The sequence below is a fragment of the Kitasatospora sp. NPDC004240 genome (assembly GCF_053603215.1).
The window spans coordinates 1-13,104 of the sequence record NZ_JBSGFD010000215.1 but is presented as its reverse complement, the minus strand read 5'-3'; the positions used below and the strand labels follow the sequence as shown (position 1 = coordinate 13,104).

General features: G+C 74.9%; 10 protein-coding genes. 2 read left to right on the top strand and 8 right to left on the bottom strand.

Features of this window, described 5'->3' with window-relative positions; all coding sequences use genetic code 11:
• Positions 1–37 precede the first annotated feature (37 nt).
• Positions 38–1,327, bottom strand: coding sequence for an ABC transporter substrate-binding protein (locus ACWEQL_RS35755; RefSeq protein WP_452154595.1), 1,290 nt, complete (start codon positions 1,325–1,327; stop codon positions 38–40).
• A 177-nt stretch (positions 1,328–1,504) separates the two neighbouring features.
• On the opposite strand from ACWEQL_RS35755, the gene ACWEQL_RS35750 reads away from it, so the two are divergent.
• Both ACWEQL_RS35750 and ACWEQL_RS35745 read left to right on the top strand, forming a co-directional pair.
• Positions 1,505–2,545 (top strand): LacI family DNA-binding transcriptional regulator, encoded by a 1,041-nt coding sequence (locus tag ACWEQL_RS35750; RefSeq protein ID WP_452154594.1) that lies wholly within the window; start codon positions 1,505–1,507, stop codon positions 2,543–2,545.
• Positions 2,546–2,919: 374 nt separating this feature from the next.
• The gene (locus tag ACWEQL_RS35745) at positions 2,920–5,415 is read left to right on the top strand and encodes an endo-beta-N-acetylglucosaminidase (RefSeq protein WP_452154592.1); all 2,496 of its coding nucleotides are present in this window, start codon (positions 2,920–2,922) and stop codon (positions 5,413–5,415) included.
• A gap of 45 nt (positions 5,416–5,460) precedes the next feature.
• Here ACWEQL_RS35745 and ACWEQL_RS35740 read toward each other — a convergent pair whose 3' ends face one another.
• The 7 genes from ACWEQL_RS35740 to ACWEQL_RS35710 all read right to left on the bottom strand — a co-directional run bounded on the left by ACWEQL_RS35740 (position 5,461) and on the right by ACWEQL_RS35710 (position 12,900).
• On the bottom strand, positions 5,461–6,783 hold the full coding sequence (locus tag ACWEQL_RS35740; RefSeq protein ID WP_452154590.1) for an aldehyde dehydrogenase family protein: 1,323 nt from the start codon (positions 6,781–6,783) through the stop codon (positions 5,461–5,463).
• Positions 6,784–6,812: 29 nt separating this feature from the next.
• The gene (locus tag ACWEQL_RS35735) at positions 6,813–8,537 is read right to left on the bottom strand and encodes an asparagine synthetase B family protein (RefSeq protein WP_452154588.1); all 1,725 of its coding nucleotides are present in this window, start codon (positions 8,535–8,537) and stop codon (positions 6,813–6,815) included.
• A 111-nt stretch (positions 8,538–8,648) separates the two neighbouring features.
• On the bottom strand, positions 8,649–9,191 hold the full coding sequence (locus ACWEQL_RS35730) for a hypothetical protein (protein WP_452154586.1): 543 nt from the start codon (positions 9,189–9,191) through the stop codon (positions 8,649–8,651).
• 25 nt (positions 9,192–9,216) lie between these two features.
• Positions 9,217–10,074, bottom strand: a complete 858-nt coding sequence (locus ACWEQL_RS35725; protein ID WP_452154584.1) for a hypothetical protein — start codon at positions 10,072–10,074, stop codon at positions 9,217–9,219.
• On the bottom strand, positions 10,071–11,162 hold the full coding sequence (locus ACWEQL_RS35720) for a hypothetical protein (RefSeq protein WP_452154582.1): 1,092 nt from the start codon (positions 11,160–11,162) through the stop codon (positions 10,071–10,073). Before ACWEQL_RS35720 ends, ACWEQL_RS35725 begins: the two co-directional genes overlap by 4 nt.
• On the bottom strand, positions 11,159–12,235 hold the full coding sequence (locus ACWEQL_RS35715; RefSeq protein WP_452154580.1) for a hypothetical protein: 1,077 nt from the start codon (positions 12,233–12,235) through the stop codon (positions 11,159–11,161). The genes ACWEQL_RS35720 and ACWEQL_RS35715 overlap by 4 nt, the downstream gene beginning before the upstream one ends.
• Entirely contained in the window at positions 12,232–12,900 is a 669-nt protein-coding gene (locus tag ACWEQL_RS35710; RefSeq protein ID WP_452154578.1) for a cupin domain-containing protein, read from the bottom strand. The genes ACWEQL_RS35715 and ACWEQL_RS35710 overlap by 4 nt, the downstream gene beginning before the upstream one ends.
• Positions 12,901–13,104: the final 204 nt, after the last annotated feature.

Genomic DNA, 13,104 nt, shown 5'->3' with positions numbered 1-13,104 from the left:
GCCCCCGCCGCCCGTCGACGGGCGGCGGGGGCCGGGGTCAGCCCTTGAGTAGTTGGTTGCAGCGGGCCACCGCGGTGTCCAGGGCCTGCCGGGAGCCGGTGCCGCCGCTGATGGCGAGGGCGATCTGCTGGTTGACGACGTCGCTCATCGCGTCGTTGAACTGGACGGGCTGGAGCATCCTCGCCTTCGCCAGCGAGGCGAACGCGATGACCTTGGCCTCGCCGCCGTTGGTGCCGTCGCCGCGACTGAAGAAGGCGTCGTCGGCGGAGGCCCTGGTGGACGGGAACACGCTGGTCAGACGGGCGAACCGGGCCTGGTTCTCGGCGCTGGTCACCCAGCGGGCGAGGGCCACGGCCGCGGCCGGGTTCCGGGTGGCGCGCGGGACGGACAGGCCCTGCACGTACAGCGGCGGGGTGCCCATCGCGGGGGAGGGGACGACCTTGGGGGCGAGCGTCGGGTTGTCGGTGGCGAGGCCGCCGATGTGGTTGGCGCCGCCGGTGGTCCAGGCCGCCGTGCCGGCCGCGAACAGCTTGGAGTTGCCCGCGTACTTGTCGGTCAGAACGTCCTGCGGCAGCAGGCCCTCCTTGAAGGCCTCGCGGTACCTGTCGAGCAGCGCCGCGGCCTCGGGGGTGTTGAAGGTGAACGACTTCCCGTCCTCGGCCATCACCTTCACCCCGGCGTTGACGAAGTCGCCGAGGCCGGGCTTGCGGCTCATCAGGTAGGTGGCGCCGCCGGACCTCTCCTTCATCACCCGGGCCTGGGCGATGAGCTCGTCCAGGGTGGTGGGTAACCTCTTCGGGTCCAGGCCGTACCTGGTCAGCAGCTCCGAATTCCAGTAGTTGACATCGGTGTTGAGGTACCAGGGGTAACCGTAGGTGCCCTCGCGGCCGGGGAAGCGGTAGGCGTCGACGCCGCCGGTGACGTACTCCGCGGAGATCCTCGGGTCGGCCTTGGCGAGATCCAGCAGCAGGTCCTGCTTCGCCAGCGGCAGCGCGAAGTCGGGCGGGAGGTTGACCACGTCGGGGAGGTTGCCGGCGGCGGCCTGGCTGAGCACCTTGTCGGAGTAGCCGTCGCCCGGCTGGTCGAGCCACTCCACCTTCACGCCCGGGTACTTCTGCTCGAAGCCCTCGATGACGCTCTGCACGTAGTCGGTGAACTTGGGCTTCAGCGCCCAGGTCTGGAGGCTGACCCGGCCCTTGACCTCGCCCGTGGCGGCGGCGCTCGCCGCCGCGCCGTCGTCGCCCTTGGTGTCGGAGCCGAGGCCGCAGCCGGTGAGTGCGGCGGCGGCCACCGCGGCCGTGGTCAGCGCTGCCCGGATTCTTCGCATGAGGGTCTTCTCCCGTGCGTCGGGGTGTGGGTGGGGAGAGAGATGGCGCGTTCCGGAACCTGATGTGACGTTCTGGGTGTACCCGGCATGTACCGAACCGTGTACTAAACCGGTCTAGCTGTTCGCAGGGACTATGCTCCCGCCTAAACTTGGCTGTCAAGAGAGGAGTCGGAATCCGTGGGCAGACCGACGATCGCCGACATCGCCCGGCGGGCCGGAGTCTCCAAGGGCGCGGTGTCCTTCGCCCTCAACGGCCGGCCCGGGGTGAGCGAGTCCACCCGGGCCCGGATCCTGAGGGTCGCCGAGGAGATGAACTGGCGCCCGCACAGCGCGGCCCGGGCCCTCGGCGGGGCACGGTCGGACGCGGTCGGCCTGGTGATCGCCCGTCCGGCCCGCACCATCGGCGTCGAACCGTTCTTCAGCCAACTGCTCTCCGGCCTGCAGGCGGTGCTCTCGGCCGGCTCGGTCGCCCTGCACCTGATGGTGGTCGAGGACACCGCCGCCGAGATCGAGGTCTACCGGCGCTGGGCCTCCGAGCACCGGGTGGACGGCTTCATCGTGGTCGACCTCCAGGTCCGCGACCCGCGCCCGGCGGTGCTGGAGGAACTGGCGCTGCCGGCCGTGGTGCTCGGCGGCCCCGGACGCGGCGGCCCGCTGCGGATCTGGGCCGACGACCGCGAGGCGATGCTCTCGATCGTCGACTACCTCGCCGCGATCGGCCACCGCCGGATCGCCCACCTGGCCGGACTGCCGCACTTCCAGCACACCCAGCGGCGCATCCGGGCGCTGCGCGACTCCTCCCGCCGGCTCGGTCTGGAGGAGGCGCTCTCGGTGCCCACCGACTTCAGCGACGCCGAGGGCGCCGCCGCCACCCGCACCCTGCTCTCCCGGCCCCGGCGGCCGACCGCGCTGATCTACGACTCCGACGTGATGGCGGTGGCCGGCCTCGGCGTGGCCGCGGAGATGGGCGTCGCCGTCCCCGGCGAGCTGTCGATCGTCTCCTTCGACGACTCGGTGCTCGCCCGCATCGTGCACCCCCCGCTCACCGCGCTCAGCCGGGACACCTTCGCGCTCGGCGAGCAGGTGGCCCGCAGCCTGCTCGCGGTGATCGAGGGCGCCGGCCCCGGCCGTGACCTGCAGATGCCCACGCCCCGGCTGACCGTCCGCGAGAGCACCTCGCCGCCGGCCGCCGCCGGGGCCGTTGACAGCTTTTCTTAAGCGGTTTAGCCTCGCTGGGCCGAGTGGGGCGGCCCGGCGCGCCACCGTTCGGAGCACCACCACGGCCCGCCCCGGCCACGTTCAGCCCGGCCACCGTCCGGCCGGGAGACCGCCCAGCCCGGCCGCCGTCCCGGCGGGCCCGTACCGCCGGGGCGTTCACGGCACCCCGTCCGCACCCGATCGGCACCCGCCCGGGCGCACCCGTACGGCCGCACCGGCCCGCACCCGCACTCCCCGGCGTACCCGCACCCGCACTCCCGGGCGCACCCGTACCGGCACCTCCCGCCCGTCCACATGCACGCCGGCCCGCTCCCGGACCATCACCGGGGGGCGGGTCCGCCCCCACCCTCCTCCGTTCGAACGGAGCCCAGCGCATGTCACGACCCCGCCCGATCCCCCTGCTGCTCTGCGCCGCCCTCGGCGCCGCCGTCCTGGGCGCCGCCCCCGCCCAGGCCAGGCCCTGGGCCGGCCCCGCCACCCCCGTCGCACCCGCCGGCCCCGCCGCACCCGCCGTCCCCGTCGCACCCGCCGCGGTGACGGCCGCCGGCAACCAGCCGTACGCCTCGTACTGGTACCCCAACACCCTCCTGACCTGGGACCCGGCCACCGACCCGGACGCCCGCTTCAACCGCTCCCGCGTCCCCCTCCAGCCGCGCAGCAGCGACCCGGCGTTGCGCGCCAACCCCGACGCCCGTGCCGGCGAGGGGAAGATCGCCTCCCTGGTCTCCTTCGGACCGACCTCCAACAACCCCTCCCAGGGGTCCCAGGGCACCGACTACTACGCGTTCGGCTACTGGCAGTACGTCGACAAGCTGGTCTTCTGGGGCGGCTCGGCCGGCGAGGGGCTGATCCTCGCCCCCAACCCCACCGTGATCGACACCGCCCACCGCAACGGCGTCAAGGTCTACGGCACCGTCTTCTTCCCGCCCGCCGCGTACGGCGGACAGCTCCAGTGGGTGCGCGACTTCGTCCAAAAAAGCGGCGGCGCCTACCCCGTGGCCGACAAACTCGCCCAGGTCGCCCGGTACTACGGCTTCGACGGCTGGTTCATCAACCAGGAGACCGGTGGCGGCGACGCCGCCCTCGCCACCGAGCTGCGCGAGCTGATGCGCTCCACCAAGGCCAGGTCCGACACCGAGTTCATGTGGTACGACGCCATGACCGAGTCCGGACCGGTGAGTTGGCAGAACGCGCTGACCGGCGCCAACGACGCCTTCCTCCAGGAGTCCGGCCGGCGCACCTCCGACTCGATGTTCCTCAACTTCAACTGGTCCGCCTCCGGCCTCAACTCCTCCCGCAGCCTGGCCCGTTCACTCGGCCGCAGCGAGTACGACCTGTACTCCGGCATCGACACCGAGGCCAACGGCTACAACACCTCGGTCTCCTGGAACGCGCTCTTCCCGCCGAACCAGCCGCACACCACCTCCCTGGGCCTCTACCGCCCCGAGTGGACCTGGAAGTCCGCCGCCGACCGCGCCGACTTCCACGCCAGGGACGCCCGCTACTGGGTCGGTCCCACCGGTGACCCGTCCGACACCACGGGTTCCGCCTCCTGGAAGGGCCTCGCCTCCTACGTCGCCGAGTCCACCCCGGTCACCGCCAAGCCCTTCGTCACCCACTTCTCCGCCGGCCAGGGCGACTTCTACCACTCCGCCGGCACCCGGGTCGCCACCGGAGGCTGGAACAACCTCTCCCTCCAGGACGTCCCGCCCACCTACCACTGGCTGGTCGACTCGGCGGGCAGCGAGCTCACGCCCTCCATCGACTTCACCGACGCCTACGAGGGCGGCTCCTCGCTGCGCCTCACCGGCCGCCTCGACAGCGCCAACACCATCCGGCTGTACCAGACCAGGCTGCCGGTCGCCGCCGACACCCGGCTCTCCGTCGTCGTGAAGGCCCCGGGCGGCGGGGCCGACCACCTCAAGGCCGCGGTCTCCTTCACCGACGCGCCCACCACGTTCACCACCCTCGACCTGGGCCCGAGCACCGGCACCGGCTGGGAGCGCCGCACCCTCGACCTCTCCGCGTACGCGGGCCGCACCATCGCCCAGCTCGGCCTGCGGGTCGAGGGCGCGGACCCCGCCTATGACGTACGGATCGGCCAACTCGCCGTGTACGACGGCGCGGTGGACGCCGCCGCGGCGCCGGGCGGCCTCACCGTACTCGGCTCCACCGACGTCAGCGCCACCCGGAGGTCGCTGCGCCTGGCCTGGACGGGCTCCACCGGCGGCGCCCCCGTGCACCACTACGAGGTCTACCGGCGCAACGCCGACGGCGGCCGGACCTTCCTCGGCGCGACGCCCAACGACGCCTACTTCGTCCCGCAGTTGGACCGCGAGGGCAACGAGGGCGCCACCACCGTCGAGGTCGAGGCGGTCTCCGCCGAGTACGGCCGCTCGGCGGCGGCGAGCACCACCGTCGCCTGGACGGGCACCCCGCCGACCGGGACCAACCTCGCGCTGGGCCGGCCCGCCACCGCCTCCGGCCGCTGCAACGCCGACGAGACACCGGCCAAGGCGGTCAACGGCAGCGTCTCCGGCGGCAACGGCGACAAGTGGTGCACCACCACCAGCGCCAAATGGCTGGAGGTGGACCTCGGTTCGGCCCGCACGCTGTCCAGGTTCGTGGTCAGGCACGCCTCGGCCGGCGGCGAGAGCAGCGGCATGAACACCCGGGACTTCACCATCCAGGTGCGAAACTCCACCAGCGACCCCTGGACCACCGTCACCACCGTCACCGGCAACACCGCCGGCACCACCACCCACCCGGTCACCACCACGGCCCGCCACGTCCGGCTGGTGATCACCAAACCCACCCAGACCACCGACCCCGCCGCCCGCATCTACGAGTTCGAGGCCTGGGGCTCATAGCCTCCGCCGACCACCCGAACCGGCCGTCACCACCGCCCGGGCCCGTCAGCCCAGGCGGGCGGTGATGGTCTTGGGGCGCTGGTACTCCTGGAGGGCGAGGGTGCTCAGGTCGGTGCCGTGACCGGAGGTGCCGCGGCCGCCGTGGGGGAGTTCGGGGGACTGGACGAGGTGGCAGTTGAGCCAGGCCTCGCCGGCGTCCAGGCGGGCGGTGAGGTCGAGGCCGGTGGTGAGGTCGCGGGTCCAGACGCTGGCGGCGAGGGCCTGGGGGACGCCGTTGGCCATGGCCACGGCGGTGTCCAGGTCCGGGGCGGCCTGGACGGTGAGCAGGGGGCCGAACACCTCCTCGACCACGGCCGGGTCGTCCTGCGGCAGGTCGGCCAGGACGCGGGCGGGCCGCCAGAGGCCGTCGGTGCGGCCGGGGGCGGCCAGGGAGCGCTTGGCGCCGGAGGAGGCCAGCAGCCGGTCGTAACGGGCGGCCTGGTCGGGGTTGTTGAGCGGGCCGAAGTCCCGGCCGGACTCGCGCCCGGCCATCGCCGCGGCCAGCGCCTCGACGGCCTGCTCGTAGTGGGACTCCAGGGTGATCACCCGGGCGGGCGCCGCACAGCTCTGGCCTGCGTTGTAGGTGCAGGCGGCGGCGAGTTCGGCCCAGGTGTGGTCGGGGGCGTCGGGGAGGACCAGGACCGGGCTGTTGCCGCCGAGTTCGAGGCTGACCCGGCGGTGGCCGGCGCGGGCGGCGATGTCGGCGCCGGCCCGGGCGCTGCCGGTGAAGGCGATCATGTCGACCCCGGCGGCGACCAGCAGCCGTCCGGTCTCCCGGTCGCCGGGCAGGGCGGTGAGCACGTCCTCGCCGAGGGCCCGGGCGGCGTGCCCGGCGAGCAGGACGGCCGAGTCGGGGGTGCTCTCGGCGGGCTTGAGGACCACCGTGTTCCCGGCCGCGAGGGCCGGGGCGCAGCGCCACGCGGCCATCAGCAGCGGGTAGTTCCACGGGACGACGGCGCCGACGACGCCGATCGGCTCCCAGCGGACCCAGCTCTCGTGGCCGGGGACGTAGCGGCCGGCGGCCGGCGCGGGCATGGTCCTGGCGGCGCCGGCGTAGAACCGGAACAGGTCGGCGACCAGGCGTATCTCGCCGACCGCCTCGTCCTCCGGCTTGCCGGTGCCGGCCCGCTCCAGCGTGGCGTACTCGTCGAGGTGGCGCTCCACCAGGTCGGCGAGCGCGTCCAGCCGCCGTTCCCGTTCGCGGGGTGTGAGGGCCCGCCAGCCGGGCGCGGCGGCCCGGGCGCCGGCCACCGCCGCGGTGACGCCCTCGGCCCGGGCGGGGTCGAGGGTGCCGCGGGTGCGGCCGGTGCGGGGGTCGATCAGGTCCATGGCGGGCCCTTCGGGTGTGGAGGGGGTGGCTACAGGTCGTAGGCGCGCAGCCAGAGTTCGAGCGTCAGCAGCAGCCAGAGCTTGCCGCCCTGCCGGGGTAGCAGGGCGCCCTCGCGGCGCATCCACAGCTTGACCGTGTCGGGCCGGAAGAGGCCGCGCCCGCGGGCCTGCCGGCCGAGCAGGAGGTCGCCGGAGAGGTCGCGCAGGGGGCCGCGCAGCCACTGCTGGACGGGCACCCGCATGCCGCTCTTGGGCCGGTCGGTGACGGTGTCGGGCAGCAGGTCGCGGACGGCCTCCTTGAGGATCCACTTCTCCACCGTGCCGTGCAGTTTGAGGCGTGGCGGGGTGGCGAAGGCGTGGTCGACGACGTGCCGGTCGAACAGCGGTGAGCGGCCCTGGACGCCCTGCGAGGCGGTGAGCCGCTCCACCTTGGTGAGGATGTGGTGGGCGCCCTTGGTGCGCAGGTTGCAGTGCAGCAGCTGGTTGAGCAGGGAGTTCATCGGGCCGGGCCGCAGGTAGGGCGCGACGAATCGGCGCGGCGGCGGTTCCTCGGCGAGGGCCTGCAGCGCGCCGGGGGTGAGCAGCCGGGGCAGGTCCTCGTAGCACTTGCGGTACGAGCGCAGGTACGCCTCGGCGCGGACCTCGGAGGCGGGGTCGTCGCGGTGCATCTCGTGCACCAGCATCGGCAGGTTCTTGGGCCCGCCGAAGACCGGGTCGCCGCCCTCGCCGTTGAGCGAGACCCGCAGGCCGTCGCCGGCGACCGCCTCGGCGAGCATCAGGTTGGGGACGGTCAGCGGGTCGCCGACCGGGCTGTCGAGCAGGGCGACGGTGTCGGCGAGCCGGGCGGCGACCTGCGCGCCGGAGACGGTCAGCACCCGGTGGTCGGTGCCGCAGTGCTCGGCGACCAGGCCCGAGTAGCCGAGTTCGTTGGGGAGTTCGTCGCCGAAGCTGATCGAGTAGGTGTGCACCGGCCGGTCGTGCAGCCGGGCGGCGAGCGCGGTGACCAGGGAGCTGTCCACGCCGCCGGAGAGCAGCACCGCGACGTCCTCGCCGACGGGCAGCCGGCGTGCGGTGGCCCGCTCCAGCAGGGCGCGCAGCTGCCGGGCGTACTCCTCGGGCGCGAGCTCGGGGACGGCGAGGGCCTCCCGGGGCTCCCAGTAGACCTCCTCCCGGCGTTCGCCGTCGGCGGTGAGCCGCAGCACCCGGCCGGGCAGCAGTTCGGACACGCCGCGCAGCAGGGTCTCCTCGCCGGGCAGGTAGGCGAAGGTGAGGAAGGAGCGGACGGCGGCGAGGTTCACCGACGTCCGCAGGGCGGGCCAGTGGCGCAGCGCGCGCAGCGAGGTGGCGGCGGCCCAGCAGCCGTCGGCGCGGGCGTAGAAGATCGTCCGGGCGCCGACGTGGTCGCGGATCAGCACCAGGTCGGCGCCGTCGACCACGGCCAGCACGAAGAGGCCGTCGGCGAGCCGAAGGCCGTCCGTGCCGAGCCGGCGCCAGCAGCGCAGCAGCAGTTCGCCGTCCGCGCAGCCGGCCGGGGCGGGGTCGCCGGCGGCGGCCAGGGCGGCGTGCAACTCGGCGCGGTTGTGCAGGGTCACCTCGCCGACGGCGGTGACGCCGTCGACGGTGAACGGGCCCTCTGCGTAGCCGGGTTCGCCGGGGAGCAGGGCGGCGGGGGCGGCCGGTCCGCCGCTGATCGCGGCGAGGTGGGCGTGGGCCCGGCCGGTGTCGGTCCCGGCGCAGGCGCAGCAGCGTGCCATGGGTGGGGCGGGCCTCTCTGGTGGAGCCGTGGTGGAACGGGGCGCCGTTCCCGGCCGGTCGGGTGGCCGGTCGGGTGGCCGGGCGGGTGGCCCGTCGGGTGGCCGGTCGGCTCAGCCGAAGTCGTCGCCGTCCCAGCCGTCGTCGGCGGAGTCGTCCCAGTCGCTGTCGTCGGCGTACTCGGGGCCGCCGGCGTCCCCGCCCCCGCCGCCCCCTCCGTCGCCCCCACCGGAGTTGGCCTGGGCGGCGCGGGCCTGCTCGCGCAGCTGCTCCTCCTCGGCCTCGTCGAGCTCCAGGGGCGGGAACTGGGAGACGGCTATCGCGGTCGCCGCGGCGACGCCGAGGGCGCCGAGCACCGTGCCGAGCCGGCCGCGGAAGGCCGTCCGGTTGACGGTGACCAGCTCGCCGCGGGCCCAGACGGTGCGGCCGTAGCCGATGTCGCGGGCGTACTCGGCGGTGCCGTCGGCGTAGCGGCGCTTGATCAGGTCGGTGCCGAGCCGCTCGTCGGTGCCGGAGCGCTCGCGGTTGTCGTGCCAGTGCACGATGCCGTCGGCGCCGCGGCGGCGCCATTCGTTGCGGCCGTCCTCGTAGCGGCGGTGCACGGTGCCGTCCGCCAGCAGTTCGTCGGTGTAGCCGATGTGCGGTGGCTGCGTCATCGTCCGGGTTCCTCGCGAAGGGGGGTCAGGGCGTGGGCCAGGTCAGGAAGCCGGCGTCGCGTACGGTCCGTACGCGCCGGCCGAGCGGGGTGCGCCGGGCGGCGGCGGGGTTGCCGCGGACCTGGCGGATCACGGTGGCCATGAGCCGGGCCGGGTTGACGGCGGCCAGTTCGACGGTGCGCCCGCTGCCGAGCCAGGCGCGTTCCTCGGGCCGCAGCGCGGCGGGCAGCGGCCCGGTGTACGGGCGCGGCCCGCGTCCCGAGGTCAGGTGCAGGCTGCCGGCGTGCCGGGGGACCAGGCCCATCGAGCGCACCCGCAGCACGTCGCCGTACGCGGCCCGGACCGCCTCGAAGCGGGCCAGTCCGGTCGGGCTGGCGTCGTGCAGGACGTGCACGACGGCGTCGCCGGCCCGCACCAGGGCGGCCACCACCCGTTCGTCCAGCGGCAGTTCCCCGTCGGCGACGATCGGGCAGGCCGCCTCCAGGTGGAGGTCGTTGGCGATCAGCATCCGGGCGATGTCCCGGCTCTGGCAGACCACCAGCCGGGGCAGCCCGTAGTCGTACAGGTCGCCCTCGGCCGCGGGTACGGCCGGCGCCGCGGGGCCGGCGGGCGGCAGCAGCCCGGGGAGCTCCCCGCGCCGCCGCTCCAGGGCCTCGGCGAAGCGCGCGTACCGCACGGGCGGCGCCAGCGTGTACGGGACGCGCCGCGGCCCGGCGTGCAGGGGCTGGAGCACCCGGCACAGCTCGTAGTACAGCTGGCGCTCGGTGTACCGCAGCCCGCCGGGCGCGCCCGCCCGTACGGCGGCGATGCCCAGCGCGCCCTCCAGCAGCGGACGGCGGCGCGGGCGGGCCCACAAGCCCGGTGCGGTGGCGGGGACGGTCATGCGGTGGCCTCCTCGGGCCAGGTGAGGAAGCCGACGGCCTCGGCGGTCGGCCCCTCCGGGCGGCGCTGCTCGATCAGGGACGCGGGCGCGGTGGCCCGTTCGACGGCCTTGGCGGCGGCGTCCAGCAGCAGGGCGGGCCGGACGGCGGCCAGCGGGCTCCACCAGCCGGCCGCGTACCAGTCCCGCGCCTGCTCGTCGAGTCCGGGGACGGCGGCCAGCCGCTCCGCGAGGTCGGGCACGTCCGGCAGCTCGTCGACGTCGCGCATGCGGACGCAGGGCGTGGCGGGAAGCCCGGCCCGCGGCGGCAGTCCGGCGTCGACCACCCGCCGGCCGGGCAGCGCGGCGGCGACCTCCCCGGCGAGCAGGAACCCGGCGGCCGAGGCGTCGTGCAGCAGCACCACGGGCAGCCCGTCCGGGACGTCCTCCACGTCGCTCACCAGCACGACCCGGTGGCCCTCGGGGAAGCGGTTGGCGTGCAGGCAGGCCGTGGCGGTGGGGTCGGTGCACAGCACCGCCGCCAGCGGCCTTCCGGGGGGTACGGAGGGCCGGACTGCGGCGTCCTCGACCACGCCCTCGGGCAGCCCGCCGTAGACCGCCGTCCAGCGCTGGGTGATCTGCCGGAAGCGGTACTCGGACCAGCTTGGGTACACCCTGGAGGGGCGCGCCGCCCGGGCCCGTTCGCGCCGGGCGCGGTGCAGGCGCGACGCCGCGCGGAGGGCCAGGTACGCGGCGATCAGCAACAGGGCGGTGAAGAGCACCGGCCGGCGCTGGCCCGAGGTGCCGACCGACAGCACGGCCACCGAGGTGAGGACCGCGGCCACCGCCAGCCGGACCCGGGCGCCGGTGGTGGACGGCTTCGGCACGGCGCGGGGGCGGTGGGGCGTGCGGGGCTCCAGGGCGAGGCGCAGCTGGTCGGTGGTGCAGACCAGCCGGCCCCGGTCGGTGAGCAGCGAGGCCAGGTGGGTGATCCGCCGGTCGCTCAGGTACTCGGTCTTCGGGTCGAGCGCGAAGCGCTTCCCGCACTCCTGGCAGGTGTGGTCGGTGCGCTGCTTCTGCAGCAGCCGGCGCTCGCAGTGCGGGCAGATCACCGGGCGCCCTCCGGGGCTTCGGGCCAGCTCAGGAAGCCGACGGCCTCGGCGCGGCGCCGGGTCTCCTCGGATTCCTCCGGCCGCCGCTGCTTGACCAGGGAGGCGGGCGCGGTGGCGCGTTCGGCCGCGTGGGTGACGGCGGCCAGCAGCTTGGCGGGCGGCAGGGCGGCGAGCGGGCTCCACCAGCCGTCGGCGTACCAGGCGAGCTCGGCGGGCGTGAGGCCCGCCGACCGCTCCAGCCTGGCCCGGAGCTCGGGGGAAGGGGCGGCGGCGCGCAGGATCACGAACCGGCGCTCGGAGCCGACCACGACCCGGACCGGCAGCCCGGCGTCGACCACCCTGCGGCCGGGCCGCGCGGCCCGCGTGTCGAGGACCAGCACCTGCCCCTGCGGGGAGGCGTCGTGCAGCACCACGATCGGCACCCCGGCCGGCGCCTCCGCCCACTGCCGGACCAGCAGCGCCCGGTGCCGCCGGGGGAAGTCGTTGGCGTGCAGGAACGCGCGGACCGTCGGGTCCTGGCAGAGCACCGCGAGCGCGGGCCGGCCCACCGGCTGGGCGGGCTTGACGCCGTCCTGCTCCCGTACCCCCGGCGGCAGTCCGCGGTACACCCGCTTCCACCCGTCGACCACCGAGACGCGGAAGGCGTGGGCGGAGGACGGCTCGACCTTGACCGGCATCGGACGGGGGACCGACGAGAGCCGGAACTCGCGGACCGCGAAGCCCCACAGCACCACCCCGACCAGCGCGATCGCCACCGCGAGCGGGTTCCAGAGCCAGAAGGCGACGCCCATCCCGATCACGCCGAGCCAGGTGAGACAGCCCCCGCTGATCCGGGAGCCCTTGAAACCGGGCTCCGGCAGGCCGCGGCGCTGCAGGGCCCAGTAGAGCTGGTCGGTGGTCACGGCCAGGGTGCCGTCGGCGGTCAGCCGGGTGACGACGCGGCGCAGCCGCAGGTCGTTCATCCCCGGGCCGTGCACCTTCGGGTCGAGGGCGAACTCCTTGTGGCACATGCCGCACCGGCGGTCGGTGCGTTGACGTTGCAGCAGGCTCGCCTCGCAGTGCGGGCAGATCATCGCGGCTCCTCCAGAGCGGCGGCGAAGCGGCGGAGCCGGGCGGCCAGCCGCTCTCTCGCACCGACCGCACCCAGCCGCTGGCCGCGCTCCACCTCGCGCAGGGCGGCGGCCAGCCGGGTGTCGGCGCGGCGTTCCGCCTCGGCGGCGGTGATCGCGTAGTCCTCGTGGTCGATGCCGAACCCGGTGTTGGCGGCGAGGATGTTGAGCGGTTCGCCGCCCCGGTTGGCGAAGGAGTGCGGCATCAGCTCGGGGATGCGGATCATCAGCCCGGGCGTCAGCTCCAGGTTCACCACGCGCCGCCGCCCCTCGTCGTACAGGCCGCAGGCGGCGTGCCCCAGGCTGAGCACCAGGTGCTCGCCGCCGTGCGCGTGCGGAGTGAAGGCGCTGCGCGGGGCCACGATGCCGAGCTTGTACGTGGCGTTGGACGGCCGCTCGGGCGAGGTCTTGGCGTCCCCGATCAGGTAGTGGGCGAACTGGCCCTCGTCGATGAAGCGCAGCAGCTCCTCACCGGCGGGCCCGTGCGGAGTGTCCGGCCCCAACTCACGTACGCCGTCGCGGTCGGCGACCAGCACCCGGCCGTCCGGCCGCAGCCGGTACAGCTCGGCCCCGGCCGGCAACTCCCGTGCGAGGCGGGCCAGCCCGCGCAGCCCGGATCCCACCGACATCGCAGCACCCCCCAGTTCGGACGACGTCATCCCGGGGGACGCCGTCGGTGACGTCGCCGGTTCCGCCCGCGCCGGAGTCCCGGCGCCCGGGCGGTCCGGCGCTATGGATCTTAGACCGACCGGCAATAGGGGTGCGGCGTCGCGGGCCGATGGCTGTCGCCCGGACGGTTTCTCCTCGGTCACCAGGGCTCCGCCATGGCTCCT

Excerpts from the sequence above, each read along its gene's own strand:
- ACWEQL_RS35755 (WP_452154595.1), bottom strand. The coding sequence starts at position 1,327 with ATGCGAAGAATCCGGGCAGCGCTGACCACGGCCGCGGTGGCCGCCGCC.
- ACWEQL_RS35745 (WP_452154592.1), top strand. The coding sequence starts at position 2,920 with ATGTCACGACCCCGCCCGATCCCCCTGCTGCTCTGCGCCGCCCTCGGC.
- ACWEQL_RS35740 (WP_452154590.1), bottom strand. The coding sequence starts at position 6,783 with ATGGACCTGATCGACCCCCGCACCGGCCGCACCCGCGGCACCCTCGAC.
- ACWEQL_RS35735 (WP_452154588.1), bottom strand. The coding sequence starts at position 8,537 with ATGGCACGCTGCTGCGCCTGCGCCGGGACCGACACCGGCCGGGCCCAC.
- ACWEQL_RS35730 (WP_452154586.1), bottom strand. The coding sequence starts at position 9,191 with ATGACGCAGCCACCGCACATCGGCTACACCGACGAACTGCTGGCGGAC.
- ACWEQL_RS35725 (WP_452154584.1), bottom strand. The coding sequence starts at position 10,074 with ATGACCGTCCCCGCCACCGCACCGGGCTTGTGGGCCCGCCCGCGCCGC.
- ACWEQL_RS35715 (WP_452154580.1), bottom strand. The coding sequence starts at position 12,235 with ATGATCTGCCCGCACTGCGAGGCGAGCCTGCTGCAACGTCAACGCACC.
- ACWEQL_RS35710 (WP_452154578.1), bottom strand. The coding sequence starts at position 12,900 with ATGTCGGTGGGATCCGGGCTGCGCGGGCTGGCCCGCCTCGCACGGGAG.